This window comes from Paraburkholderia ribeironis (genome assembly GCF_900019265.1).
Lineage (GTDB): Bacteria > Pseudomonadota > Gammaproteobacteria > Burkholderiales > Burkholderiaceae > Paraburkholderia > Paraburkholderia ribeironis.
The window spans coordinates 1-6,203 of sequence record NZ_CYGX02000136.1 but is presented as its reverse complement, the minus strand read 5'-3'; the positions used below and the strand labels follow the sequence as shown (position 1 = coordinate 6,203).

5 protein-coding genes and 4 pseudogenes are annotated in these 6,203 nt (G+C 59.0%); 4 read left to right on the top strand and 5 right to left on the bottom strand.

The genetic code is table 11. The annotated features are described in order from the left end of the window. Window positions 1-103: 103 nt before the first annotated feature. On the bottom strand, window positions 104-2,416 hold the full coding sequence (locus tag BN2475_RS32110; RefSeq protein WP_094783378.1) for a putative bifunctional diguanylate cyclase/phosphodiesterase: 2,313 nt from the start codon (window positions 2,414-2,416) through the stop codon (window positions 104-106). Between the two features lie 130 nt (window positions 2,417-2,546). Here BN2475_RS32110 and BN2475_RS35160 point away from each other — a divergent pair, with 130 nt between their 5' ends. Beyond that, window positions 2,547-2,780: a hypothetical protein gene (locus tag BN2475_RS35160; RefSeq protein WP_143326020.1), complete on the top strand. Its 234-nt coding sequence runs from the start codon at window positions 2,547-2,549 to the stop codon at window positions 2,778-2,780. Here the strand turns inward: BN2475_RS35160 and BN2475_RS32105 are convergent. Next, window positions 2,777-3,913: pseudogene (locus BN2475_RS32105) on the bottom strand (sensor domain-containing diguanylate cyclase); the annotation flags it as partial. The gene BN2475_RS35160 and the pseudogene BN2475_RS32105 overlap by 4 nt on opposite strands. A 58-nt stretch (window positions 3,914-3,971) precedes the next feature. On the opposite strand from BN2475_RS32105, the pseudogene BN2475_RS34920 reads away from it, so the two are divergent. Continuing rightward, a pseudogene (locus BN2475_RS34920) lies at window positions 3,972-4,118 on the top strand (IS6 family transposase); the annotation flags it as partial. 124 nt (window positions 4,119-4,242) lie between these two features. Continuing rightward, a pseudogene (locus tag BN2475_RS32095) lies at window positions 4,243-4,635 on the top strand (IS110 family transposase); the annotation flags it as partial. Window positions 4,636-4,755: 120 nt separating this feature from the next. Here the strand turns inward: BN2475_RS32095 and BN2475_RS32090 are convergent. The 3 genes from BN2475_RS32090 to BN2475_RS34050 all read right to left on the bottom strand — a co-directional run bounded on the left by BN2475_RS32090 (window position 4,756) and on the right by BN2475_RS34050 (window position 5,796). Continuing rightward, window positions 4,756-5,085: a hypothetical protein gene (locus BN2475_RS32090; protein ID WP_245841729.1), complete on the bottom strand. Its 330-nt coding sequence runs from the start codon at window positions 5,083-5,085 to the stop codon at window positions 4,756-4,758. A gap of 68 nt (window positions 5,086-5,153) precedes the next feature. Continuing rightward, complete coding sequence (locus BN2475_RS36670) at window positions 5,154-5,342, bottom strand: IS66 family transposase (protein WP_094783377.1); 189 nt, start codon at window positions 5,340-5,342, stop codon at window positions 5,154-5,156. Then, a complete protein-coding gene (locus BN2475_RS34050) occupies window positions 5,308-5,796 on the bottom strand; it encodes a hypothetical protein (protein WP_143326018.1) in 489 nt (162 codons plus the stop codon). Before BN2475_RS34050 ends, BN2475_RS36670 begins: the two co-directional genes overlap by 35 nt. A gap of 224 nt (window positions 5,797-6,020) precedes the next feature. Between BN2475_RS34050 and BN2475_RS32080 the strand changes: the two are divergent. Then, window positions 6,021-6,203 (top strand): annotated as a pseudogene (locus BN2475_RS32080) (transposase); the annotation flags it as partial.

The window sequence follows — 6,203 nt, the reverse complement described above, 5'->3', positions numbered from 1 at the left end:
GAAACGCGCAACCAGTTGTATGCCGTCGAGACCGCGTGCCGAAACATATATCGTTATGCTTATTAATCTATCATGCGCTTTTTTCCGCTCCCTGAAGTGCGCTCTATGAGGACGCCTGTGAGCGGTTCGACAATTGGTGGTCAGGCGCCATGCCTGGCGCGCTGTCACTACCGCGTTGATCCGGCGCGATGTGGCCATGCCGCAGGAGCTCGCCGGCTTGAGCGGCCCCTACCGCTTTGCTGAAATGGAAGCCTTGTGCCTTCGTCGCCCGATTCGTTTCAGCCAGGAACGCACGCTGTTGCTCGGTTTCCACGCCTTGGGCGATGACCCCGATCCCGATATCGCGCGCAAGGTCGACGATGGCGCGGATCGTCGCCGCACTCCCGGGATCGCTGGTTGACCTGTGGATAAGAGATTGCGCGATCTTGAGATGGTTCACGCGATAAGCTCTGGCATAGTCAAACGACGCGTACTCGCTGCCGAAATCGTCGATAGCAATCTTCGCGCCGAGCGCCCGCAGTTGCGGGAGTACGTCATTCTGTGTCCAGGCAAGCCTGGCCAGGGTGGTCTCCGTCACGTCGAACTCCAGATCGGAAGGGTCGAGATGCCACTTCGCCGTGGTTTCCGTGACGTCGCGCACGAACGCCTGACCGTTCCTTAGCTCGAACAAAGACAGATTGACCGTGATCATCAGGGGAGCCACCCCCTCGTCGCGCCATATTTTCATTTGCCGGCAGGCTTGGTCCAGCACCCAGTGTTCAAGCACTGCCAGGGAGTCGGCCCGCTCGGCGAGTGGAATAAAAACACCCGGTGCAAGGAGGCCGCGCGTCGGATGATGCCAGCGAACCAGCGCTTCCATCCCCACAATGTTTCCGGAGGACAACTCGACCTCTGGCTGATACTGGAGTTCGAGTTCGGCACGATCAATTGCCTTTCTCAAATCGTCGGCGAGCGTGACACGTTCAAGCACCTGCTGGTCGAGGTGGTCTGAATGGAAGTGATACCGGTTGCGGCCCTCATGCCTTGCGCGGCAGAGTGCTAAATCGGCCTGCGCCAGCATCACGTCCGCTCCACTGCTGCCTCGGACATACGGACAAATGCCGATGCTCACCGAGATTCGCACCTCGGCACCATTGAGCAGATAGGGAGATGCCAGCGCCGTTTGGAGCTTCGCCGCCAGCACCGCGGCATCAGCCGGATCGCCCGTCGCCTCCTGCAGCACGGCGAACTCGTCGCCGCCAAACCGCGCGACCAGACCGTTTTCGCCCGCGCAGTTCGTGAGGCGCCTGGCGACCTCCCGAAGCAACAGGTTGCCGGCCTGGTGACCCAGCGTGTCATTGACCTGCTTGAAGTGATCAAGGTCGAGGTAGAGGATTGCAAACGGCATGGCGCCGCGTTGGGCTGCGGCGAAGGCCCGGCGCAGCCGCGCCAGGAACGTCGCCCGGGTCGCCAGGCCCGTGAGTGTATCGGCGTGGGCGAGCCGCGCAATTTTTTCCTCCGCGGCCTTGCGCTCGGTAATGTCGGTGATGATTCCTTCAACTTCGATAAGCCGTCCGTCCTTATCGCGGATCGGGACGTAACAGTTCTCGACACAACGGTAAGCGCCGTCGCCCGTGCGCAGGCGGAACTCGATCGAGGCCACTTCAGTGTCCTTTTCCAGGACCCGCGCCATGGCCGCATCGACCCTCGCCTGGTCGTCCGGATGGACAAGGTCTCTGGCCCAGGCGGACGTTGCCAGCAATGCGCCACGGTCGTGGCCGAACCTGGTGATGTTGTGCGATATGTAAATGAGCGGAAACGCAGGCTCGCCACGCAGACGGTAAAAGATAGCAGGACTGTTCTGGGCTAGGATGCAGGCGTCAGCAAGCGCTTTGGTTCTTTCCGCGACGGCCTGCTCCAGGCCGCACATCTTGAAAGCTGTCTCTTTTGTCAGGTGCCACTTCGCGGTCAGAACGCCGGCGATCTGACGGATCTCCACATTGTTCAATGGCTCCCTGAGAATGAGCAGCCGGTCGTCTACCCCCGGGCGCCTGAGCAGAGTCTCATAGACGTGATCAGAATAGGTGGCGCACAGGGCGATTTGCAGTTGCGGGTCCACCTGCCAGAGCCGTTCAATGGTCAGAAGGCCGTCCCAGCCGGTCGACGCGCGCATGTCGACGAACGCCATCGCATAGGGATTGTTCTGCGCCCGCGCTTGCGCGACCAGCTCCAGCGCTTCCTGGCTCTGATACGCGGAATCGATCTGAAACGCCTCGCGATCGGCAGGAACATCGCCGAACAAAGCCGCGTGGGATGCTGCCTGCGCAGTTTCACTGTCCTCGGGGGCAGCGAGAATCTCGCGGAAATTCCGGTGAATCGCCTCATTGTCGTCGATCACCAGGACGCGACGACTGACGGTATCGACCTGCACGTTCATGCGAGGCCGTTCACGGACCCAGTGGCCGCTCCTGGGCAAAAATCGCGCCGTGGCCGACCTCGTCACTGTGCGCTTGACAGGTTGCGCGCCTCGCCTTAGCGACCAGTGGTGCACGGTATAGACCGAAACCATGATTCCCCCTGTTGATGATGCAGCGGTCATTGAAAACGCGTCACGTTCTCCCCGCCAATCTCGTCAGACGATTGAAAAAAGTATAGTCGCAGCTATCTATCTGACAAGTTCAGTAGCTGGTGAACTCACGCGCTTCACGGCGCTTTCCGTGCGCGGTCACGGGGTTCGCTTCCGGCCGCGGATTGTCGCCGTCCGCCACACCAACGCAACTCGCATCGCTATCGTGCGCTAATCCGTTCCGGCGAGATGAATTCGATTGCGCCCCGCGCCTTTTGCCCCGTAGAGCGCCGCGTCAGCTGCCGCGACAAGTTCATCGGCGGGGACAGGCTGCCTCGTCCGATGGCGGCACACCCTACGCTGACGGTCACGTATCCAACGGAAGTCGGCGTATCCAGATTCAGTCGCATTACCGCCTCGCAGGCTTGTCCCGCGATTTCCGAAGCGCCATGCAGGTCCGTCTCGGGCAGGACGATCATGAATTCCTCTCCGCCGTAACGGGCGACGAAGTCACCCGGACGGCCTCGGCCAGGGTTGCCGCTACAGCAGCCAGGCACGCATCTCCCTTGAGATGTCCAATGGCGTCGTTGTATCGCTTGAAGTGATCGACATCGATCATGATGATCGAGAGGGGCCGTCTGCGTTTAGTGCGATCGAATTCGCTGCGAACTGCTGGTTGAAATAGCCACGGTTGTAGATCCCCGTCAGCTCATCGTGGATGGACGTCTGTAGCAAAGAGACATGCGCCTCAAAAAGTCGCCGGTAAAGCATGGTGACTTCCCACACCAGAACGCAAACCAGGATGCCCGGAGCAAACATGCTGAACACCCGCGCGAGATACCAGCCGACGCTGAATCGGATGGTACTCAGCAGGTTCAGGCTGGTATCGGTAAAACACGCGAGTACGGCGATCGCCAGCCACAGGTCGAGCACCGCGCGCAGACGGCCTGTCAGCAACACGATGACAATCGCGATGACGTTGAGCGACCAGACGATCAGGGCCGTCGCGCTGTTCAGGAATACGCTCGTACTGTTCGCGGGGTTGAGAGCGGGTGGCAGGTTCCCGTAAAGGGCTAATCCACCAGGCACTGCGCCAATCGCGACAGGCCCGCCGATCAGCGACCACGTCCAGAGGCCGACATGCGTCGCACCGATCGGCTTGTGCTCAAACCGGTTACGCGTCAACACGGCAAGAATCACGAAGAACGGAAACCCGCCGTGCCAGAAGACCCACATCCAGGCGGCGCTATGCGGACCGGCGCCGAACAGGCCGGTCCGCGTGAAAACACCTGGAAACGTCAGCAGTTGCAAGGCCACGGCCAGCGCGGTGAATGCGTATGCGCCACCAAGCGCCCCCAGGATCGGCTGGGTTCTGTCGCGTTAGCGAGGTCGAGTAGAATCGTTCAAATCAAAACGTACGACACGCATGATGGCAAAGACGAACAAGCCGCGCAGGACGCTGCCCGCCGGTATTGGCAAAGTGATGAAGCGGCTGCATTATCCACTGGACGTGATTCTGCTATGTGTGCGCTGGTACGTGGCGTACTCGCTGAGTCTGCGTAATCTGGAGGAATGAAATGAACGCGTCCCACCCCGTGACCGAGTGAGCAAAGCAAGGTGGATCCTCACGGGCCAACGGCATCGATGTGCCCACGTGGAAAATAGGAAGTTTCCCAAGGCAACCGGAGGATCCAGTGGTGAATCGTACAGCAGTCGGCGTGGACATCGCGAAAACCGTGTTCCAGGTGCATTACGTCGATCAGGAAACCGGCGAGATCGTGAACAAGCCGATCAAGCGGGCAAAGTTCCTTGAACACTTCGCGAATCGTGCGCCGTGCCTGATCGGGATAGAAGCGTGTGGTGGTGCGCACCACTGGGCCCGGCAACTGACCAAGATGGGCCACGAGGTGAAGCTGATGCCGGGGGAGTTTGTGAAGGCGTTCAATGTCCGCAACAAGAGCGATGCGGCGGACGCCCGGGCGATCTGGCTGGCAGTACAGCAGCCAGGCAAGCCGGTGGCGGTAAAAACCGAGATGCAGCAGGCGATGCTTGGGCTGCACCGTATGAGGCAGCAACTGCTCAGTATCCGTCAGCGGAACCCGTCAGACTGGTTTTGCGCGGTTAGATGTCGACGATCTTTCGTAATAGAGAGTACGAAACGCGCCAGTGACCATCGGTGTCGTTGACGGCAATAGAGGCGGTCTTGGCGTTCAGCTTGACGCCATGCCCACGCGCTCGCTGAGGTGCTTGTCGGTGAAGCCAACTGTGTCGCCGACGAAGAACTCGTCACGCTGCATTCTCGGCGGCGGTGCCGGTTCGACGTGAGGCTGATCAGTTGAAGTTTCCGGGATGATCGCCGCATAGAGCACGCCCCAGCGACGTCGAGTGGCGCTGTCCTGAACCACCGCCTGAGTCTGCCGGAGTTCAACAATTGTGCCTTGTGCCGGCGGACCAAGCGGGTTATCGCCAATGTAGTTGACGGCCATCCCCAGATGGAGGCGTTGACGTATTTCGAGAATGCGGCGGGGATCGTCAAGCATTTTGCCAATCGCAAGGTAGAGGCGATATAGCTCGGCGCTAGGCGCCTGCCGAAGCGAATCGAGAATGTCTATATGCAGAGGTGTTCATAAAGCGCAGCATGGCCGCTATACGCGTCGGCTTGCAGATAGCCCTGGTATTTATTCAGGTACAGCAGCGGATGTGCGCCCGCCCGGGACTCCGCGAACTCGAACACGACCGCCGGCGGATGGTCGACCCAGACATCATTCTCCCGGTGTAGGTGGATCAAATTTGACATATTTGGAAAGCGTCGTGTACTCGTCTTTAGACAGATCCGCGGTGTTGATGGCGATTTTTATGCTGTCGATCCCGATGGCTGTCGGATCGAGGCCGCCGGCTGCCGGTATATCACTAAAGGGGATATTTTTTAGGCAGCAGAACTCGAAATATATGCGCCAAATAGGCTCTCCTTCGGGGGGCGGCTCATAACCCGACGTCTTGAGCGTCCCATAATAGAGTATAAGCACCCCCTCACCCCACTCGGTAGAAAGCGAGAATATTAAGCGCGCATTTGGCACATCGACTTTGATTCCGCCGTTTGAAACTGGAATCGTGACCTCAGGTATTCCTGGTGGTTTGCTGATTCCGAGGTTTCGTTGCAAGTATTCCCAATCTAGGGCAACACCAGTCTGTTGACCGAAGTACGAGTTCATCTTATCCAGCGTGTTAGCAACGTCGTCTTCCTGGGGCATGGTTCTAAACTCCATCTATTTGGCACTTGCACAGATCGACACCAAGCACTTATGCGGCGTCAATCTGGTGTGCAGGCCCGATTACTACCGTTTTCGGGAAATTACACGGGAATTTGATCAGACTGGAGCGTCGACACGACCTACGGAAACACTGATTTATGAGGCTTGACACCCGAGGACGTTGTAGAAAAAGGTTCACGGAACGGACTCACAACGATGAAGCGGCAGAAGCGCAGACTTCGGGCAAAAAGCCCGTAACGAAACCGCAGCGCTTCTGGCAGAGATGGAGAAGGTTGTCCCGTGGCCGCGTTTGCTGTCGGCCATCGAGCCGTACTACCCGAAGGGCAAGCGAGGCCGACCGCCGATTGGCTTGGAACGTATGCTGCAGATCTACTTCCTGCAACAGA